The organism is Kitasatospora sp. NPDC089797, assembly GCF_040684795.1.
Taxonomy (GTDB): Bacteria; Actinomycetota; Actinomycetes; order Streptomycetales; family Streptomycetaceae; genus Kitasatospora.
Window position 1 is genome coordinate 1 of record NZ_JBFBGS010000004.1, and the last position, 16,850, is coordinate 16,850.

15 protein-coding genes are annotated in these 16,850 nt (G+C 71.4%); 9 read left to right on the forward strand and 6 right to left on the reverse strand.

Annotation, left to right across the window (positions count from 1 at the left end):
- Positions 1-109: 109 nt before the first annotated feature.
- The 4 genes from msrB to AB0O91_RS04550 all read right to left on the reverse strand — a co-directional run bounded on the left by msrB (position 110) and on the right by AB0O91_RS04550 (position 3,389).
- Positions 110-514, reverse strand: coding sequence for a peptide-methionine (R)-S-oxide reductase MsrB (msrB, locus tag AB0O91_RS04535; protein WP_363427779.1), 405 nt, complete (start codon positions 512-514; stop codon positions 110-112).
- A gap of 42 nt (positions 515-556) precedes the next feature.
- Positions 557-1,966, reverse strand: coding sequence for a UDP-N-acetylmuramate--L-alanine ligase (murC, locus tag AB0O91_RS04540; RefSeq protein WP_363427781.1), 1,410 nt, complete (start codon positions 1,964-1,966; stop codon positions 557-559).
- Between the two features lie 118 nt (positions 1,967-2,084).
- Entirely contained in the window at positions 2,085-2,546 is a 462-nt protein-coding gene (locus AB0O91_RS04545) for an indole-3-glycerol phosphate synthase (RefSeq protein WP_363427783.1), read from the reverse strand.
- Positions 2,547-2,597: 51 nt separating this feature from the next.
- Positions 2,598-3,389 carry a pyrimidine reductase family protein gene (locus tag AB0O91_RS04550; RefSeq protein ID WP_363427785.1) on the reverse strand — a complete coding sequence of 264 codons (792 nt, stop codon included), beginning with the start codon at positions 3,387-3,389 and terminating at the stop codon, positions 2,598-2,600.
- Between the two features lie 169 nt (positions 3,390-3,558).
- On the opposite strand from AB0O91_RS04550, the gene zapE reads away from it, so the two are divergent.
- The 6 genes from zapE (at position 3,559) to AB0O91_RS04580 (ending at position 9,478) form a co-directional block, all read left to right on the forward strand.
- On the forward strand, positions 3,559-4,605 hold the full coding sequence (gene zapE / locus AB0O91_RS04555) for a cell division protein ZapE (protein WP_363428193.1): 1,047 nt from the start codon (positions 3,559-3,561) through the stop codon (positions 4,603-4,605).
- Between the two features lie 53 nt (positions 4,606-4,658).
- A complete protein-coding gene (locus tag AB0O91_RS04560; protein WP_363427787.1) occupies positions 4,659-5,039 on the forward strand; it encodes a type II toxin-antitoxin system RelE/ParE family toxin in 381 nt (126 codons plus the stop codon).
- Positions 5,036-5,344 carry a transcriptional regulator gene (locus AB0O91_RS04565; protein WP_363427789.1) on the forward strand — a complete coding sequence of 103 codons (309 nt, stop codon included), beginning with the start codon at positions 5,036-5,038 and terminating at the stop codon, positions 5,342-5,344. Before AB0O91_RS04560 ends, AB0O91_RS04565 begins: the two co-directional genes overlap by 4 nt.
- Before the next feature lie 44 nt (positions 5,345-5,388).
- Positions 5,389-7,479 (forward strand): excinuclease ABC subunit UvrB, encoded by a 2,091-nt coding sequence (gene uvrB / locus AB0O91_RS04570; RefSeq protein WP_363427791.1) that lies wholly within the window; start codon positions 5,389-5,391, stop codon positions 7,477-7,479.
- A gap of 247 nt (positions 7,480-7,726) precedes the next feature.
- Positions 7,727-8,302, forward strand: coding sequence for a TerD family protein (locus tag AB0O91_RS04575; protein WP_363427793.1), 576 nt, complete (start codon positions 7,727-7,729; stop codon positions 8,300-8,302).
- Between the two features lie 192 nt (positions 8,303-8,494).
- The gene (locus AB0O91_RS04580) at positions 8,495-9,478 is read left to right on the forward strand and encodes a TerC family protein (RefSeq protein ID WP_363427795.1); all 984 of its coding nucleotides are present in this window, start codon (positions 8,495-8,497) and stop codon (positions 9,476-9,478) included.
- Positions 9,479-9,539: 61 nt separating this feature from the next.
- On the opposite strand, the gene AB0O91_RS04585 is transcribed toward AB0O91_RS04580, so the two are convergent.
- The gene (locus tag AB0O91_RS04585) at positions 9,540-10,193 is read right to left on the reverse strand and encodes an MBL fold metallo-hydrolase (RefSeq protein ID WP_363427797.1); all 654 of its coding nucleotides are present in this window, start codon (positions 10,191-10,193) and stop codon (positions 9,540-9,542) included.
- Positions 10,194-10,238: 45 nt separating this feature from the next.
- Positions 10,239-10,970, reverse strand: a complete 732-nt coding sequence (locus tag AB0O91_RS04590; protein ID WP_363427799.1) for a maleylpyruvate isomerase family mycothiol-dependent enzyme — start codon at positions 10,968-10,970, stop codon at positions 10,239-10,241.
- A gap of 267 nt (positions 10,971-11,237) precedes the next feature.
- Between AB0O91_RS04590 and uvrA the strand changes: the two genes are divergently transcribed.
- The 3 genes from uvrA (at position 11,238) to uvrC (ending at position 16,832) form a co-directional block, all read left to right on the forward strand.
- Positions 11,238-14,150, forward strand: coding sequence for an excinuclease ABC subunit UvrA (gene uvrA, locus AB0O91_RS04595; RefSeq protein ID WP_363427801.1), 2,913 nt, complete (start codon positions 11,238-11,240; stop codon positions 14,148-14,150).
- A gap of 105 nt (positions 14,151-14,255) precedes the next feature.
- Positions 14,256-14,708: a Rieske (2Fe-2S) protein gene (locus AB0O91_RS04600; RefSeq protein WP_363427803.1), complete on the forward strand. Its 453-nt coding sequence runs from the start codon at positions 14,256-14,258 to the stop codon at positions 14,706-14,708.
- Positions 14,709-14,774: 66 nt separating this feature from the next.
- Positions 14,775-16,832 (forward strand): excinuclease ABC subunit UvrC, encoded by a 2,058-nt coding sequence (gene uvrC / locus AB0O91_RS04605; protein ID WP_363427805.1) that lies wholly within the window; start codon positions 14,775-14,777, stop codon positions 16,830-16,832.
- The last annotated feature ends 18 nt before the right edge of the window (positions 16,833-16,850 follow it).

The window sequence follows — 16,850 nt, forward strand, 5'->3', positions numbered from 1 at the left end:
CCGCCGGTACGCGGGCCCCCGGCCGCACCCCGGCGAGCGGCGCGAAGCGGCGCACGGAGACGGCCCGAGGGCCCGGACGGCGACCGTCCGGGCCCTCCCGCCGTCCGGACTACCCGGCCGGCCGCAGCGTCAGCGAGATGCTGTTGATGCAGTAGCGCTGGTCGGTCGGGGTCCCGTAGCCCTCGCCCTCGAAGACGTGCCCCAGGTGCCCGCCGCAGGCGGCGCAGCGCACCTCCACCCGGCGCATGCCGAGCGAGGTGTCCTCGATGTACTCGACCCGGTCCTCGGCCAGCGGCGCGTAGTACGAGGGCCAGCCGCAGTGGCTGTCGAACTTGGTCTCGGAGCTGAACAGCTCCGACCCGCAGGCCCGGCAGCTGTAGACGCCGACCGTCTTGGTGTCGGTGTACTCGCCGACGAAGGGGCGCTCGGTGCCCGCCTCGCGGAGCACGTGGTACTCCTCGGGGCTGAGCTGGGCGCGCCACTCGGCCTCGGTCTTCTGGATCTCGTAGCTCATCACGACTCCCGCTCGCGGCGTACGTACGTCGGACGCTGTTGGTCAGACGTTGGAGGCAACGTTCGCGAGGTGCTTCAGAATTTCGGGCCCCAGGTTGGTGACGTCACCGGCGCCCATGGTGAGCAGCAGGTCGCCCGGGCGGGCCAGGCCGGCCAGCAGGGCGGGGGCGGCGGCGAAGTCGTGCTCGGGGGTGACGTCGGCGCCGGCCCGGCGGGCGGCGTCGATGATCAGCTCGCTGGTGATGCCGGGGATCGGGTCCTCGCGGGCCGGGTAGATGTCCAGCACCACCGAGGCGTCGGCCAGCGCCAGGGCCGTGCCCATCTCCTCGGCGAGCTGCTGGGTGCGGCTGAACAGGTGCGGCTGGAAGACCACCAGGACGCGCCCCCCGCCCTCCAGGCCCTCGCGGATGGCCTCCAGGTCGGCGGTCATCTCGGTCGGGTGGTGGGCGTAGGAGTCGATCACCTGGACGCCGGCCGCCTCGCCCTTGAGCTGGAGGCGGCGGCGCACACCGGTGTAGGCGCCGAGCGCCTTGGCCAGGTCGGCGGCCGGGACGCCCAGCGCGACGCCGGCGGCCAGCGCGGACACCGCGTTGTGGGCGTAGTGCCGACCGGGCACCGAGACGGTGAAGGTCAGCTCGGTGCCGTCCAGCAGGACGGTGACCTCGCTGGTCATGCCGTGGGCGACGACCGAGAGCACGCGCAGGTCGGCGTCCTCGGCGGCGCCGACGGTGACCACGGTGAGCCCCTCGCGGCCGGCCACCCGGGCGGTCAGCTCGCGGGCGCCGTCGTGGTCGGCGGAGACGACCAGGGTGCCGCCGGGGGCGATCCGGCCGACGAAGGTCTCGAAGGACTCGTAGATCTCGTCGATCGAGGCGTAGTTGGCGTGGTGGTCCAGCTCCACGTTGAGCACGATCGCCACCTCGGGCGCGTACTTGTGGAAGCTGCGGTCGCTCTCGTCGGCCTCGGCGACGAAGATCTCGCCGGTGCCGTGGTGGGCGTTGGAGCCGGGGGCGTCGAGGTCGCCGCCGATCGCGTAGGAGGGGTCCAGGCCCAGTTCGCCGAGGGCGACGGCGAGCATGCTGGTGGTGGTGGTCTTGCCGTGGGTGCCGGCCACCGCCAGGGCCCGGCGGCCGCCCATCAGCGCGGCCAGCGCGTCGGAGCGGTGCACCACCGGGATGCCGCGCTCGTGGGCTGCCACCAGCTCCGGGTTGTCGGCCCGGATCGCGCTGGAGACCACGATGCTGCTGGCGCCGTCCGGCACGTGCTCGGCGGCGTGGCCGACGTGCACGGTGGCGCCGAGGGCGCGCAGCGCGAGGACGGTCTCGGACTCCTTGGAGTCGCTGCCGGAGACGCTGGCACCGCGCACTGCGAGGATCTTCGCCAGGCCGGACATCCCGGCGCCGCCGATGCCGATGAAGTGCGGGGCGTGCAGGTCGTGCGCGGCGTCGTTCAAGGCGTGGCTCCGTACGGGCGATGGCTGGTGTGGGCAGGTGGGTCCGGCGATGCGCGAATCGTCCTCGCGGACGGACCGCAAGGACGATTCTGCACCACCGGCGCGCGGGGCCAGGGCCCTACGAGTCGCTGGCGAACAGCCTCAGCACCGGCACGCCCACCTTGTGGCGCGCCTGGGAGGCCCAGTCGCGGTGGAAGAACTCCTCCACGAAGTGCGGGGAGGTGAGCACCACCACCTCGTCCGCCCGGTGCTCCTCGACCGCCGCGCGCAGCCGGTCCAGCGGCTTCTCCTCGACCAGCTCGCCGATCGCCTCGGCCCCGGCGGCGCGCAGGTGGCGCAGGCTGTGCTCCAGCGATTCACCGGCCACGGTCGGGCCGCCCTCGGACTCGTCGTGCTCGCGCACCACCTTGTCGAGGTGGCCGAGGGCGACGTCGTCGAGCGCCCGCAGCAGTTCGTCCTGCTTGCCGCGCGGCTGCATCAGGACGACGAAGGACACCTTCTCGTCGCTGTGGAGCGTGGTGACCAGCTCCACGTCCGCGTCCGAGAGCGCCTTTTCGATCATCAGTACCGTCTTGAACACGTGAGTCCCTTCCAGTGGCCGGCCCCCGGGCCCCGGCATCGCATAACGGGATCACGATCGGGGGGTCACGGGGTCATCCGAACCCAGGTGACGCAGGTAGCGGGTGAAGAGGAATCCTTTCTGCTCGATCAATGAGACCAGCCGCATCCGCTGCACGTCAGGCATTTCCGCATGGTGGACTATGCGCGGCGCGTCCCCGCCGGTGACCAGCGGAGCCAGCGACAGGCAGAGCTCGTCCAGCAGCCCGGCGGCGGCCAGCTGGCCCAGCAGCCGGGGGCCGCCCTCGGTCAGCAGCCGGGTCCAGCCGCGGTCCACCAGGGCCGCCACGCCCGCCCGCAGATCCACCGAGCCGCGCCCGGCGAGCACCACGTCGGCCACCCGGGCGACCTCCCGGCGGCGCTCCTCGGGGGCGTCCTCCACGGTGATCACCACCGTCCTGACCAGCGGTTCCGTGAACAGCGGCGCGGCCAGGTCGAGGTTCAGCGAGCGGCTCACGATCGCGATCGCCGGGGCCGGCGACTGCCCCGCCGCTGCCCGCGCGGCGGCGAACTCCCGGCGGGCCCGGGCCGGCCGGTAGCCCTCCGCCCGGACCGTCTCGGCGCCGACCAGCACCACGTCGGACAGCGCCCGCAGCACGCCGAAGATCCGCTTGTCGGCGTCGCCGGACAGGCCCTCGGACAGTCCGTCGAGCCCCGCACCGCCGTCCAGCCCGGCGACCATGTTCGCGCGCAGCCAGGCACGCCCCCGATTCACCTGGTCGGGGTACGCGTAGACGGCGGCGAGCGATTCCAGGTCGGACGGATCGGCGACCGGGGCACCCAGCGGGCTGATCAACTGTTGCATGACCTCAGTCTTCCACCGCGGGCCGTCCGGGGGAGGCCCGGAGCGGGCCCGGGCCCGCCCCGGCGGGCGGCCCCCGGGAGCTCCGGAGCCGGTTCGGAGGGCGCCGGGACCAGGCGTACCCTCTACTAACGTGCCCGCAGCCTCCCGCCCCGCCACCGCGACCGAGTCGATAGCCGCCGCGAGCCCGGCCGGCGCCCCGATCGCGCTCACCGAACGCCGTCCCGTCGTGCCCGCCGAGCGGCTGGTCGCCGAGATGGTCCCGCCGCCCCGGTTCGCCGAGGTGAGCTTCGGGACGTACCTCCCGGACCCGACCCAGCCCAGCCAGTACGAGGCCGTCCAGGTCCTGGAGCAGTTCGCGGCCACGCTCGGGGGAGGAAACGGTTCCGCGCCCAAGCGCAGCTGGTTCCGCCGGTCCGCCCCCGCGCCCACCGGCCCGGCCGGCGTCTACCTCGACGGCGGCTACGGCGTCGGCAAGACCCACCTGCTCGCCTCGCTCTGGCACGCTGCCCCCGGCCCCAAGGCCTTCGGCACCTTCGTCGAGCTGACCAACCTGGTCGGCGCGCTCGGCTTCCAGCAGGCCGTCCGGACCCTCTCCGGGCACACCCTGCTCTGCATCGACGAGTTCGAGCTGGACGACCCGGGCGACACCGTGCTGGTCTCCACCCTGCTCGGCCGGCTGGTCGAGAACGGCGTCAAGCTGTGCGCCACCTCGAACACCCTGCCGGAGAAGCTCGGCGAGGGCCGCTTCGCCGCCGCCGACTTCCTGCGCGAGATCCAGGGCCTGTCCGCGCACTTCCGCCCGATGCGGATCGACGGCCAGGACTACCGCCACCGCGGCCTGCCCGACGCCCCGCCGCCGTACGCCGACGCCGCCGTCGAGGCCGCCGCCGCCCGCACCCCCGGCGCCTCGCTGGACGACTTCGACGCCCTGCTCGCCCACCTCTCCGCCGTCCACCCCAGCCGCTACGGCGCGCTGCTGGACGACGTCACGGCGGTCTGCCTGCGCGGCGTGCACCAGGTCGACGACCAGTCCACCGCCCTGCGCCTGGTCGTCCTCGCCGACCGGATGTACGACCGCGAGCTGCCCATCACCGCCTCCGGCCTGCCCTTCGACGAGGTCTTCCCCGAGGACATGCTGCGCGGCGGCTACCGCAAGAAGTACCTGCGCGCCATCTCCCGCCTGGTCGCCCTCGCCCGCGACAGCGCGAAGCAATGAGCCCGTGACCCCTGGGCCGGCCACTCGTTGCTCCCCGGAGCGAGGGGGATCGTGTGGCCGGTGGTGGGACCCGCGGAACGTACGGGATCGAGATCGAGCCGGAGGTCCGGGAGTGGCTCCGCTGCTGCTCGACCGCTGAGTACCGGGCGGCCGAGCGCGCGGCCGACCGCCTCGCCGAGGACGGCGAGCTGCTGACGTTCCCACTGGCCAGCCACCTCGGAGGGCCGCTGCGGGAGCTGCGGATCGGGCCGGTACGGATCACGTACTGGCTGGCCCCCGGGCGGCGGGCTGTGCTGCTGACCGTCTTCCGCAAGACTAGGAACCGCGAGGGCGACGAGGTCGAGCGGGCCCACCGGGCCCAGAAGCTCTGCGAGGCGGAGCACGCACCGGCCGGTGACCACGAGGTCTACGACAGGGACGAGGAGCAGCGATGAGCGGCGGCTACCACACCCGTTGGGTCGTGCCACCCGAGCACCGGGAGAGCGAGGAGTACCGCGCGGCCGGGCGGCGGATGGCGCTCGCCGAAGCCGTGTACGCCCGTCGCTCCGCGCTCGGCTGGACGGTCGCCGAACTCGCCGGGCGGGCCGGACTGGAGGAGGAGACGGTCGAGAGCATCGAGGAGAGCGGGGTCGACCCGACCCTGCCGCTGATCGAACTGCTCGCCGCCGCGTTCGACGCCGCGGTCCGCATCGACCCCGCCCGCGAGCCCGCCATAAGGTTCGAGGCCCACGCGGCCTGATCGGAGCGGCACCGGTTGTCGGTGGGGGGTCGTACGGTGGAGTCGTGCGTCCCATCACGAGTATTGAGCGGTCCGTGGCGCCCTTCGAGGTCGTCAGCCCCTTCCAGCCGAACGGTGACCAGCCGGCGGCGATCGCCGAGCTGGAACGGCGGATCAGGGCGGGGGAGAAGGACGTCGTGCTGCTCGGTGCCACCGGCACCGGCAAGTCGGCCACCACGGCCTGGATGATCGAGAAGCTGCAGCGCCCCACCCTGGTGATGGCGCCGAACAAGACGCTGGCCGCCCAGCTGGCGAACGAGTTCCGCGAGCTGCTGCCCAACAACGCGGTCGAGTACTTCGTCTCGTACTACGACTACTACCAGCCGGAGGCCTACGTCCCGCAGACGGACACCTACATCGAGAAGGACTCCTCGATCAACGAGGAGGTCGAGCGCCTGCGGCACTCGGCGACCAACTCGCTGCTCACCCGTCGCGACGTGATCGTGGTCGCCTCCGTCTCCTGCATCTACGGCCTCGGCACCCCGCAGGAGTACGTGGACCGGATGGTCCCGCTCAAGGTCGGCCAGGAGATCGACCGCGACGTGCTGCTGCGCCGCTTCGTGGACATCCAGTACGCCCGCAACGACGTCGCCTTCACCCGCGGCACCTTCCGGGTCCGCGGCGACACCATCGAGATCTTCCCGGTCTACGAGGAGCTCGCGGTCCGGATCGAGATGTTCGGCGACGAGATCGAGTCGCTGTACACCCTGCACCCGCTCACCGGCGAGATCATCAGCCAGGACGAGCAGATCTACGTCTTCCCCGCCTCGCACTACGTGGCCGGCCCCGAGCGCATGGAGCGGGCGATCACCGGCATCGAGCAGGAGCTGGAGCAGACGCTCGCCAGGCTGGAGAAGCAGGGCAAGCTGCTGGAGGCCCAGCGGCTGCGCATGCGCACCACCTACGACATCGAGATGCTGCGCCAGATCGGCACCTGCTCGGGCGTCGAGAACTACTCGATGCACTTCGACGGCCGCGAGCCCGGCTCCCCGCCGAACACCCTGCTGGACTACTTCCCGGAGGACTTCCTCCTGGTCATCGACGAGTCGCACGTCACCGTCCCGCAGATCGGCGCGATGTACGAGGGCGACGCCTCGCGCAAGCGCACCCTGGTGGAGCACGGCTTCCGGCTGCCGTCCGCGATGGACAACCGCCCGCTGAAGTGGGAGGAGTTCCTGGGGCGGATCGGCCAGACGGTGTACCTGTCGGCGACGCCGGGCCCGTACGAGCTGTCGCGCGGCGACGGGCAGGTCGAGCAGATCATCCGCCCGACCGGCCTGATCGACCCCGAGGTGATCGTCAAGCCGACCGAGGGCCAGATCGACGACCTGGTGCACGAGGTCCGCAAGCGGGTCGAGAAGGACGAGCGGGTCCTGGTCACCACGCTGACCAAGAAGATGGCCGAGGACCTCACCGACTACATGCTGGGCCTGGACATCCGGGTCCGGTACCTGCACAGCGACGTGGACACCCTGCGCCGGGTGGAGCTGCTGCGCGAGCTGCGGGCCGGCCGGTACGACGTGCTGGTCGGCATCAACCTGCTGCGCGAGGGCCTGGACCTGCCGGAGGTGTCGCTGGTGGCGATCCTGGACGCGGACAAGGAGGGCTTCCTGCGCTCCGGCACGTCCCTGATCCAGACGATCGGCCGCGCCGCCCGCAACGTCTCCGGCCAGGTGCACATGTACGCGGACCGGATCACCCCGTCGATGGAGAAGGCGATCGACGAGACCAACCGCCGCCGGGCCGTGCAGCAGGCCTACAACCAGGAGCACGGGATCGACCCGCAGCCGTTGCGGAAGAAGATCGGCGACATCCTGGACACCCTCGCCCGCGAGGACGTGGACACCGACGAACTGCTCTCCACCGGGTACCGCGGCTCCGGCAAGGCGAAGGCCCCGGTGCCGAGCCTGGGCGCGGACCGCAAGCCCGCGAAGTCGCTGCCGGCCGCCGAGCTGGCGGAGCTGATCCAGGAGATGACGGACCGGATGCACACGGCCGCCGCCGACCTCCAGTTCGAGGTGGCGGCCCGGCTGCGCGACGAGGTGAAGGAGTTGAAGAAGGAGCTGCGCCAGATGCGCGAGGCGGGGGTGGCCTGACCGCCGGGGCACCGGGTTTGGCCGGTTCGGCACCGGTCAAGCCCGGCGGTGTCTCAGCCTTGCCACAAACCGGGTAACCCGGAGGAGTCGCGGGTGCCGCAGGCCCTAGGCTGGCCTGCGGCATCGTGCCCTCGGGACGGGGTAGCGGGCCGTCAGCAGAGGGGGCCTCAGCCGGGGGACGGCGACGGGGTGTTCCACCGTGGAGCCGTGCGGCAGCGACCGCGTGGCCGGCAGAGAGGACAACGTCGTGTCGGTGAACCTTGCCAAGGGGCAGCGGGTCAGCCTCCAGAAGGGGGGCGGCACCCTGACCGTGGTCCGGATGGGGCTGGGCTGGCAGGCCGCCCCCAAGCGGGGTCTGTTCGGCAGCCGGACCAGGAAGATCGACCTGGACGCCTCGGCCCTGCTGTACGCCGAGCGGACCCCGTCCGACGTGGTGTTCTTCCAGCACCTGGAGTCCACCGACGGCTCGGTGCGGCACACCGGGGACAACCTGGAGGGCGGCTCGGGCGACGAGGACGACGAGGCGATCCTGGTCGACCTGCTGCACGTGCCGCCGCACATCACCCAGGTGGTGTTCACGGTCAGCTCGTACACCGGGCAGACCTTCGCCGAGGTGCGTCAGGCGCACTGCCGGCTGGTGGACGAGGCCTCCGGGGTGGAGCTGGCCCGGTACGAGCTGGCGGGCGGCGGGCCGCACACCGGGCAGATCATGGCCAAGGTGGTCCGGGACGGCAACGGCGGCTGGGAGATGCAGGCGATCGGCGCCCCGGCCAAGGGGCGGACCTTCCAGGACCTGCTGCCGGCCATCGAGCCGTTCCTCTGACCCGTCCTTTACCTTCTTTACCTTTCTTTGCCTTCCCTGTTACTCTCGACGGCAGCGGAGGGGAGTATTCCCCAACAGCCGACCCCGTCATCACGGGCGCCCGTCGAGGCGCCCCGGGGCGCTGGCCCGACGGGCGGAAGAGACCTCCGGCAGTGACGATGACTGTCTCGCCTACCTGCCGGAGGAGCAGTAGTGGACGTTTCCGTAACCATGTGGGCCACCACGATCGGTGTGCTGATCGCACTGATCGTGGCGGACTTCTTCATCGGGGGGCGCAAGCCGCACGAGGTCTCGATCAAGGAGGCCGGGATCTGGACGGTCGTCTGGATCGTGCTGGCGCTGCTCTTCGGCGGGTTCCTCTGGTGGCACTCCGGGGCCCAGCCGGCGGGTGAGTTCTTCGCCGGCTACATCACCGAGAAGTCGCTCAGTGTCGACAACCTCTTCGTGTTCATCCTGATCATGGGCAAGTTCGCGGTGCCCCGGATCTACCAGCAGCGCGTGCTGATGTTCGGTGTGATCATCGCGCTGGTGCTCCGGGCGGTGTTCATCGCCGGCGGTGCCGCGCTGGTCACCCAGTTCTCCTGGGTGTTCTTCATCTTCGGCGCCTTCCTGATCTGGACGGCCTGGAAGCTGATCAAGGAGGCCCGGGCCGACGAGGAAGAGGAGGAGTTCGAGGAGAACCGGCTGCTCAAGTCGATCACCGGGCGCTTCCCGTCCACCGACGACTACCGCGGCACCAAGCTGTTCGTCGTGGAGAACGGCCGCCGGCTGATCACCCCGATGCTGATCGTGATGCTGGCGATCGGCACCACGGACGTGCTGTTCGCCCTGGACTCGATCCCGGCCATCTTCGGGCTCACCCAGGACCCGTACATCGTCTTCACCGCCAACGCCTTCGCCCTGATGGGGCTGCGGCAGCTGTACTTCCTGATCGGCGGCCTGCTGAAGAAGCTGGTCCACCTGAGCTACGGCCTGTCGGTGATCCTCGGCTTCATCGGCGTGAAGCTGGTGCTGCACGCCGCCCACGAGGCCGGCGCGCACGTCCCGGAGATCGGCATCCCGTTCTCGCTCGGCTTCATCGTGGTGGTGCTGGCCGTGACGACCGTGACCAGCCTGCTGGCCTCGAAGAAGGCCGAGCAGCGCGAACTCCAGGAGTCGCAGAAGCTCGACGCCTGACGCCCGCGGAGGGGCCCCGCGACCGCAAGGGTCGCGGGGCCCCTCCGCGTTGTCGCGGCCGCTACCAGCCGCGCTCGCGCCACTCGTCCAGGTGCGGGCGCTCCGCACCGAGGGTGGTGTCGTTGCCGTGGCCGGGGTAGACCCAGGCCTCGTCGGGCAGCACGTCGAAGATCTTCTCCGTGACGTCCCGGAAGAGCGTCCGGAAGGCCTCCGGGTCGCCCCAGGTGTTGCCGACGCCGCCCGGGAAGAGGCAGTCGCCGGTGAACACGTGCGGGTGGCCCTGGGGGTCGTCGTAGACCAGCACGATGGCGCCGGGGGTGTGCCCGACCAGGTGCCGGACGGTCAGCTCGACCTGGCCGACCCGCAGCCGGTCGCCGTCCGCGAGCGTCAGCCCGGTGGGCACCTCGATGCCCTCGGCGTCGTGCTCCCCGGCGGCGGTGCGGGCGCCGGTGGTGGCGACCACCTCGGCCAGCGCCCCCCAGTGGTCCTGGTGCCGGTGGGTGGTGACCACCGTGGCCAGGTCGTCCCCGACGGTCTCCAGCAGCACCGGGGCGTCGGCGGCCGCGTCGATCAACAGCTGTTCGTCGGTGGCCCGGCAGCGCAGCAGGTAGGCGTTGTTGTCGTACGGGCCCACGGCCACCTTGGTGATGATCAGGTGGGCCAGCTCGCGCACGTCCGGCGGCCCGCCGACCTTGACCGCTCCGTGGTACGTCATCCGTCCGCTCCTCGTCGTCTGGGTCCTGCGATCATCCTCGCTCCGTCAGCCCAGTGGGGGAAGCGGGGGGAGTGCGGTGTCGGGCGTCCGGGCCAGGCCGGCGCCGTCGGAGCGGCCGGAGAGCCAGGCGAGCAGCTCGCGCAGCGGGCCGCGGACGGTCAGGGCGGGCTCGCCGGTGCCGATCGGGCGGCGGTCGCCGGTGTCCTCGGCGACCAGCTCGACGGCGGGCAGCGCGGTGCCGTGCAGCCGGTCCGCGAGCGCGTGGAACTCGGTGACGGCGAAGGCCTCCGGCCAGCGGGCGGGGGCGTAGCCGCCGTCCAGGTCGACCAGGTGGTACTCCAGTTCGCCGAGGCGCTTCCAGACCACGTCGCAGGCCGGGAAGACGGCGCCGGAGCGGTGCCGCACCTCGGCGGCCCAGTCCTCGTCGGTCATCAGCGCGACGGCGGCGAGGAAGCGCCGGTGGGAGTCGCGCAGGTCGGCGAGCTGGGCGTCGAGCGGGCGGCCGGCGCCGTCGGCGATGCCCTGGTCGCGGGCCTGCTCGCTGGCGTACTGCGGGACGTCGGTCCGGGTGCGGGCCCCGGTCAGCAGGTTGACCAGGGAGTCGGCGTTGCGGGAGAGGTGGGCCAGCACGTGGCCGCGGGTCCAGCCGGGGAGCGCGGAGGGCCCGGTGACGGCCTCCGGCGCCAGCCCGGCGACGGTCTCCAGCAGGGCCGCCGTGCTGTCCTCGACCAGGACCAGCCGTTCGGCGGCGACGGCGGCGGACTGCGGGTCGCTCATCGGATCTGCCTTCTGTGCGGTCGGCGCGTTGCCCGGAGCGGGCTCCGCTCGTTGACCAGGTGACGCTACCGCCGAATCCCGGGTGCTGAGCAGGGCTTTTTCGGTCCGGATACGGACGGTCCGGTGGGCTCCGTCACTCGTTCGGGTGGACTCGGCTGGACAAAGTCGAGATTCGAACGTCTGAGCTATAGGCTGGCTGCCGCATCCTGGAAGAAGAACACCCCACACACCGCAAGCCCTCTCGTCCGGAGAAAGGCGCCAGAAGCAGTGGCCGACCGCCTCATCGTCCGCGGTGCTCGCGAGCACAACCTCAAGAACGTCTCGCTCGACCTGCCCCGCGACTCCCTCATCGTCTTCACGGGCCTCTCCGGCTCCGGCAAGTCCTCGCTCGCCTTCGACACGATCTTCGCCGAGGGCCAGCGCCGCTACGTCGAGTCGCTGTCGTCCTACGCCCGCCAGTTCCTCGGGCAGATGGACAAGCCCGACGTGGACTTCATCGAGGGCCTCTCCCCGGCCGTCTCGATCGACCAGAAGTCCACCAACCGCAACCCCCGTTCGACCGTCGGCACGATCACCGAGGTCTACGACTACCTGCGCCTGCTGTTCGCCCGGATCGGCAAGCCGCACTGCCCGCACTGCGCGCGCCCGATCGCCAAGCAGTCCCCGCAGGCGATCGTCGACAAGGTGCTGGAGCTCGCCGAGGGCACCCGGTTCCAGGTGCTCAGCCCGGTGGTGCGCGAGCGCAAGGGCGAGTTCGTCGACCTCTTCGCCGACCTCCAGTCCAAGGGCTACTCCCGCGCCCGGGTCGACGGCGAGACGATCCAGCTCGCCGAGCCGCCGAAGCTCAAGAAGCAGGAGAAGCACACCGTCGAGGTGGTCATCGACCGCCTGACCGTCAAGGAGAGCGCCAAGCGGCGGCTCACCGATTCGGTGGAGACGGCCCTGCGGCTGGCCGGCGGCATGGTCGTGCTCGACTTCGTCGACCTCCCGGAGGACGACCCGGAGCGCGAGCGGATGTACTCCGAGCACCTCTACTGCCCGTACGACGACGTGTCGTTCGAGGAGCTGGAGCCGCGCTCGTTCTCCTTCAACTCCCCGTTCGGCGCCTGCCCGGACTGCTCGGGCCTGGGCAACCGGATGGAGGTCGACCCGGAGCTGGTCGTGCCGGACCCGGAGCGCTCGCTGGCGGAGGGCGCGATCCACCCGTGGTCGGCCGGGCACGCCAAGGAGTACTTCCAGCGCCTGATCGACGCGCTCGGCGAGGAGCTCGGCTTCCGCACCGACATCCCCTGGGCCGGGCTGCCGGCCCGCGCCAAGAAGGCGCTGATGTACGGGCACAAGCACCAGGTGCAGGTCCGCTACCGCAACCGCTTCGGCCGCGAGCGCTCCTACAGCACCGGTTTCGAGGGCGCCGTCCCGTTCATCCAGCGCCGGCACACCGAGGCGGAGAGCGACAGCAGCCGCGAGCGCTTCGAGGGCTACATGCGCGAGGTGCCCTGCCCGACCTGCCGGGGCACCCGGCTCAAGCCGGTGGTGCTCGCGGTCACCGTCGAGGAGAAGTCGATCGCCGACGTCTCGTCGATGTCGATCAGCGACTGCGCCGAGTTCCTGGGCGCGATGAGGCTCAACGACCGGGACAAGCAGATCGCCGAGCGGGTCCTCAAGGAGGTCAACGAGCGGCTGCGCTTCCTGGTCGACGTCGGCCTGGACTACCTCTCCCTGGACCGCGCGGCCGGCACCCTGTCCGGCGGCGAGGCCCAGCGCATCCGGCTGGCCACCCAGATCGGCTCCGGCCTGGTCGGCGTGCTGTACGTGCTGGACGAGCCGTCCATCGGCCTGCACCAGCGGGACAACCACCGGCTGATCGAGACGCTGGTGCGGCTGCGCGACATCGGCAACACCCTGATCGTGGTCGAGCACGACGAGGACACCATCAAGACCGCGGACTGGGTGGTGGACATCGGCCCGGGCGCCGGCGAGCACGGCGGCAAGGTGGTGCACTCCGGTTCGCTGAAGCAGCTGCTCTCCAACAAGGAGTCGCTGACCGGCCAGTACCTCTCCGGCAAGCGGTCGATCCCGATCCCGGCCACCCGCCGCGACCGGGACAAGAAGCGCCAGCTGACGGTGCACGGCGCCCGCGAGCACAACCTCAAGGACGTCACGGTCGGCTTCCCGCTCGGGACGCTCACCGCGATCACCGGCGTCTCCGGCTCCGGCAAGTCGACGCTGGTCAACGACATCCTGTACACCCACCTCGCCCGGGAGCTGAACGGCGCCCGCAGCGTGCCCGGCCGGCACACCCGGATCACCGGCACCGACCTGGTGGACAAGGTGGTGCACGTCGACCAGTCGCCGATCGGCCGCACCCCGCGCTCCAACCCGGCCACCTACACCGGGGTGTTCGACCACGTCCGCCGGCTCTTCGCGGAGACCCAGGAGGCCAAGGTCCGGGGCTACCTGCCCGGCCGGTTCTCCTTCAACGTCAAGGGCGGCCGTTGCGAGAACTGCACCGGTGACGGCACCATCAAGATCGAGATGAACTTCCTGCCGGACGTCTACGTCCCGTGCGAGGTCTGCCACGGCGCCCGGTACAACCGGGAGACGCTGGAGGTGCACTACAAGGGCAAGTCCATCGCCGAGGTGCTGGACATGCCGATCGAGGAGGGGCTGGCCTTCTTCGAGGCCGTCCCGGCGATCGCCCGCCACCTGCGCACGCTCAACGACGTCGGCCTCGGCTACGTCCGGCTCGGCCAGTCCGCGCCGACGCTCTCCGGCGGCGAGGCGCAGCGCGTCAAGCTCGCCTCCGAGCTGCAGAAGCGCTCCACCGGGCGGACGGTCTACGTCCTGGACGAGCCCACCACCGGCCTGCACTTCGAGGACATCAGCAAGCTGATCAAGGTGCTCAGCGGGCTGGTGGACAAGGGCAACACGGTGATCGTGATCGAGCACAACCTCGATGTGATCAAGACCGCCGACTGGGTCGTCGACATGGGCCCCGAGGGCGGCTCCGGCGGCGGCACGGTGGTCGCCGAGGGCACCCCGGAGCAGATCGCGGCCGTCCCGGAGAGCCACACCGGCAAGTTCCTCCGGGACATCCTGCCGGACGGCTTCACGGACGCGCCGGTCAAGGCGCCCGCCAAGAAGGCCCCGCGCAAGCGGGCCGCCGCGGCGAAGAAGTGACCCCGGCGCGCCCCGCCGTTCCCGGTACTCCTCGGGAGCGGCGGGGCGCGTGCCGCATAGACTTCCGTGGTCCCTCGCCGCAGCAGCAACCGTAGGAGCACACCGATGTCCGAGGCCCCCGAGACCAGCCCCGCCACCTCCCGCCGCACGCTGCTCTGCGGCGCCGCGGCCGTCCTGGCGGCCGGCGGCACCGTGGCGGTCAGCGGCTGCAGCTCCTCGGCGGGTTCGGCCGGCTCCTCGGACAAGAGCAGCACCGCCAAGGGCCCGGTGGACCTCGGCCCGGCCTCCGCGGTCCCGGAGGGCGGCGGCAAGGTGTTCCGCGAGCAGAAGATCGTGGTGACCCAGCCGGCCGCCGGCCAGTACAAGGCCTTCAGCGCCAAGTGCACCCACGCCGGCTGCATCGTCGACCAGGTGAAGAACCAGCAGATCCAGTGCCCCTGCCACGGCAGCCGGTTCGCCATCGCGGACGGCGCGGTGCAGGACGGCCCGGCCCCCAGCCCGCTGCCCGCCTACGCCGTCACGGTCGAGGGCGGCAACCTCAAGGTGACCCCGAGCTGAAGCAGTTGATCGTCTTCCCGCTGATCCCGTCCGCACGGCCCCGACCGCACTCGGTACGGTGGACCCATGGCTGACCCGAGCACCTACCGTCCGGCGCCGGGCGCGATCCCGACCTCCCCGGGCGTCTACAAGTTCCGTGACGCCCACGGCCGGGTCATCTACGTCGGCAAGGCCAAGAGCCTGCGGCCGCGGCTGTCCTCCTACTTCCAGGACCTCGCCGGGCTGCACCCGCGCACCGCGACCATGGTCACCACTGCCGCCTCGGTGGAGTGGACGGTGGTCGCCACCGAGGTCGAGGCGCTCCAGCTGGAGTACTCCTGGATCAAGGAGTTCGACCCGCGGTTCAACGTCAAGTACCGCGACGACAAGAGCTATCCGGAACTCGCCGTCACCCTGAACGAGGAGTACCCGCGGGTCCAGGTGATGCGCGGGGCGCACAAGAAGGGCGTGCGCTACTTCGGGCCGTACGGGCACGCCTGGGCGATCCGCGAGACGGTCGACCTGCTGCTGCGCGTCTTCCCCGTCCGCACCTGCTCCAACGGCGTGTTCAAGCGCGCCCGGCAGGTCGGCCGCCCCTGTCTGCTCGGCTACATCGGCAAGTGCGCCGCGCCCTGCGTCGGCAAGGTCTCCGCGGACGAACACCGGGCGCTGGCCGAGGACTTCTGCGACTTCATGGCCGGGCGCACCGGCAACTACCTGCGCCGGCTGGAAGAGCAGATGCAGGAGGCCGCCGCGGACCTGGAGTACGAGAAGGCGGCCCGGCTGCGGGACGACATCGGCGCCCTCAAGCGCGCGATGGAGAAGAACGCCATCGTGCTCGCCGACGCCACCGACGCCGACCTGCTGGCCGTCGCCGAGGACGAACTGGAGGCGGCCGTCCAGATCTTCCACGTCCGCGGCGGCCGGGTGCGCGGCCAGCGCGGCTGGGTCACCGACAAGGTCGAGGACGTGGACACCGCCGGACTGGTGGAGCACGCCCTCCAGCAGCTCTACGGCGGTGCCACCTCCGAGGAGCGCAACGAGTCCGTCCCGCGCGAGGTGCTCGTCCCCGCGCTGCCCGAACCGGCCGCCCCGATAAGGGAGTGGCTCAGCGAACTGCGCGGCAGCCAGGTCGACCTGCGGATCCCGCAGCGCGGCGACAAGAAGGACCTGATGGCCACCGTGCAGCGCAACGCCCAACAGGCGCTCGCCCTGCACAAGACCAAGCGCGCCTCCGACCTCACCACCCGCAGCCGCGCCCTCCAGGAGATCGCCGACGCCCTGGAGCTGGACTCCGTCCCGTTGCGCATCGAGTGCTACGACATCTCCCACCTCCAGGGCGAGGACGTGGTCGCCTCGATGGTGGTCTTCGAGGACGGCCTGGCCCGCAAGAGCGAGTACCGGCGCTTCCAGATCAAGGGCTTCGCGGGCCAGGACGACGTCCGCTCGATGCACGAGGTGATCAGCCGCCGCTTCCGCCGCTACCTCCAGGAGCGCGAGCAGACCGGCGAGTGGGCCGTCCCGGAGGAGCCCGACGAGGACCACCCGGCCGACGGCCCGCGCACCGAGGACGGCCGCCCCAAGCGCTTCGCCTACCCGCCGCAGCTGCTGGTGGTCGACGGCGGCCAGCCGCAGGTCGCCGCCGCCCAGCGCGCGCTGGCGGAACTCGGCATCGACGACGTCGCGCTGTGCGGCCTGGCCAAGCGCCTGGAGGAGGTCTGGCTGCCCGGCGAGGACGACCCGGTCGTGCTGCCCCGCTCCAGCGAGGGCCTCTACCTGCTCCAGCGGGTGCGCGACGAGGCCCACCGCTTCGCGATCGGCTACCAGCGCGCCAAGCGTTCCAAGCGACTCACCGCCGGGGAACTGGACTCCGTCCCGGGCCTCGGCGAGACTCGCCGCCGGGCGCTGCTCAAGCACTTCGGCTCGCTGAAGAAGCTCCGGGCCGCCACCGTCGACGAGATCTGCGAGGTACCCGGCATCGGGCGCCGCACCGCGGAGACTGTTGCGGCGGCGTTGTCGTCCCGTACACCCGCCGCACCCGCGGTCAACACCGCGACCGGCGAGATCATCGAGGACGGGGCCGACGAGGCGGCCGAGCCGATGGCCGCAGCACCCCAGACCGCACCATCCCAGGAGACGCCATGACGGCCGACGCCGCCCGTC

Coding starts and splice junctions, on each gene's coding strand:
- msrB (WP_363427779.1), bottom strand. CDS start 514: ATGAGCTACGAGATCCAGAAGACCGAGGCCGAGTGGCGCGCCCAGCTC.
- AB0O91_RS04550 (WP_363427785.1), bottom strand. CDS start 3,389: ATGCAACAGTTGATCAGCCCGCTGGGTGCCCCGGTCGCCGATCCGTCC.
- AB0O91_RS04565 (WP_363427789.1), top strand. CDS start 5,036: ATGAGCGGCGGCTACCACACCCGTTGGGTCGTGCCACCCGAGCACCGG.
- AB0O91_RS04585 (WP_363427797.1), bottom strand. CDS start 10,193: ATGACGTACCACGGAGCGGTCAAGGTCGGCGGGCCGCCGGACGTGCGC.
- AB0O91_RS04590 (WP_363427799.1), bottom strand. CDS start 10,970: ATGAGCGACCCGCAGTCCGCCGCCGTCGCCGCCGAACGGCTGGTCCTG.
- AB0O91_RS04600 (WP_363427803.1), top strand. CDS start 14,256: ATGTCCGAGGCCCCCGAGACCAGCCCCGCCACCTCCCGCCGCACGCTG.
- uvrC (WP_363427805.1), top strand. CDS start 14,775: ATGGCTGACCCGAGCACCTACCGTCCGGCGCCGGGCGCGATCCCGACC.